The organism is bacterium, from assembly GCA_040756715.1.
GTDB lineage: Bacteria > UBA9089 > UBA9088 > UBA9088 > UBA9088 > JBFLYE01.
This window is the reverse complement of sequence record JBFLYE010000008.1, coordinates 1-2,192: the sequence shown is the minus strand read 5'-3', so window position 1 is coordinate 2,192 and position 2,192 is coordinate 1. Positions and strand designations below refer to the sequence as shown.

The window sequence follows — 2,192 nt, the reverse complement described above, 5'->3', positions numbered from 1 at the left end:
CATAGCCGTTGTTTAGCTGTCTTATATACCTAGGCACAAAGGGGCAAAGGCACAAAGAAAGCAAGTAATAAATAAACTCTCTCGCCTTTGTGCCTCTGTGCCTTTGTGCCTATTTCCCAATTTTATTTTCACCGAGCTAAACACATACCAAAAAGGGATAGGAAGCTATGTAGTATATAATGAAAATTTCTCCCTTGAAAAATCAAGGATAGAGACAAGGCTTCCGTGAAGTTGGGTTTTTCTTAGCATTAGCTAAAACATACACTCTATTTTGACCTTGCCCCTTTTATTAAAGAAAGAAGTTTAAGTGTTTCAGAATCAGATGGAAAAAGGGAAAGGATATTATTTGCCTCTTTTAAGGCATTCTCATAATCCCTTTTTTGTATATAAATTGCCACTAGGTTTCTTCTCATTAAAAGATCACCTGGATTTACCCTTATTGTTTCCTTGCATTCCTTTATAAAACCCTCTATATCTCCCCCTTCATAATAAAACTGGGCTAAAGCTCTATGGATGTTATAGGAATCTGGGTTTAAGATTAAAATTTCTTTAAAATCAGCAATTGCATCATCCTTTTTTTCCAATGCAAAATGAAGGTTTTTTAGTGTTTCAATCCATCCTTCCTGCCAAGGTTGAACCTTTAATGCCTCTTTAAAACAAATAGTTGCCTCTTTAAACCTCCCTTTGCTGATAAGGTAATTCCCAAGGTTTATTTGGGCATCAATAAAGCAGGGATTAAGCCTTAATGCATTTTTGTAAGCTTTTATAACCTCATCGCTTCTGTTAATCCCTGAAGCAGATTCCTCCCTCTGATAGGTAACCCCAAGGATATTGTAAAAATTTGATTCATCAGGAATATTCTTATTTGCCTCTTTTAAAACACGGATAGCATTTTTGTAATCCTTATTATCAATATAAAATCCAGACAACGCACCATAATAAACCCTTTCATAGGGATTAAGCTTAATTGAGGTTTCTAAATTTTTTTGATAATATGCCCTATCTGCAAGATAAAGTTTCCATGAGAAGAAAAGGGTAGGAATAACAATAGATAGGGAGATGATTGTAAATAAAGCTTTCCTTGAGATAGAAGATATAGAAATAGAGTATCCTTTTTTTGCCATTTTATCCATTATCCCAAGAAAGATAAAGAAATATGGGGTAATTACAATCTCGGCAAAGCTAAATTGGTTTTGGATTAAATATGCTAAGGATGCACAAAAAAGCCCGAGATAAACCATTCTTTCCTTTCCCTTAAATTTCCATGCAGAATAGAATAAGAAGCCTATTAAAAAAATGTAGCAAATAAGCCCAAATAAGCCTCTTGTTATAGCAACATCCAATACTTCATTGTGAACCCTGTCCACACCGGTTGTTTGTCCCGTATTTACCATATACTTAAGTGGGGCATACCTTGGCCAGATAAATTGTAGTGTCTCAGGACCTATTCCAAATAATGGATAATCCTTTATAAGGTTTAAACCTCCTTTCCACATCAAAAGACGAAGTCCACCTGAGCCACCAACCGGAGCAGCGGCAAACCTTGCTTCAAGGGGTGCATCTTCCTTTGGTTTAGATAGAATTTCACTTGTAAATCTTTCTAGAATGGCTGTTTTTGGAGAAAGGTTTGACAAAAGAAAAAGGGCAAAAAGGGCAAAAAGGGGATAAATTATTCTTTTATTAAAAGCAATCTTTCCTCCTGCAAAAAAAAGCAATATCCCCATACTTCCAAAAAAGGCAACGATACCAGCTCTAGTCCTTGTAAAGAGAAGGCCTGTAAAGATAAGAAAAAATGCAAAAAGATATAGCCATTTTCTCTTATCTTTAGCAAAGATAAAGAGGGAAAATGAAAGGGAAGAAAGCATAGCCAAAAATGCAGCCAGAAAAACCGGATTTCCAAAGCAGGCACTAACCCTATTTGCAAACTCAGCCCAGCCGATTGGGTCCTTTCCATAGGCTTGAAGCAATCCATAAAAAGCAGAGCCACAGCCGGAAAGAATAGCAACATTTATTAACCAATAAATGGATTTTTCCCTTACTAAATTTAAAATAAATAAATATAAAACAAAATAGACAATATTTGTCATCAGTCCTTGATACCTCATATAACACCCCAAAAAGCTTATTGGCTTGTGAACTGAGAAGATACAAGAAAAATCAAATGATAAAAGAGAGGCAAGGAGGATAAAGCC

1 protein-coding gene is annotated in these 2,192 nt (G+C 35.5%); it reads right to left on the bottom strand.

Annotation, left to right across the window (positions count from 1 at the left end; all coding sequences use genetic code 11):
- Positions 1-266: 266 nt before the first annotated feature.
- Positions 267-2,192, bottom strand: a 1,926-nt coding sequence (locus AB1397_00200; GenBank protein MEW6481426.1) for an O-antigen ligase family protein, incomplete at its 5' end; no start/stop codon positions are given.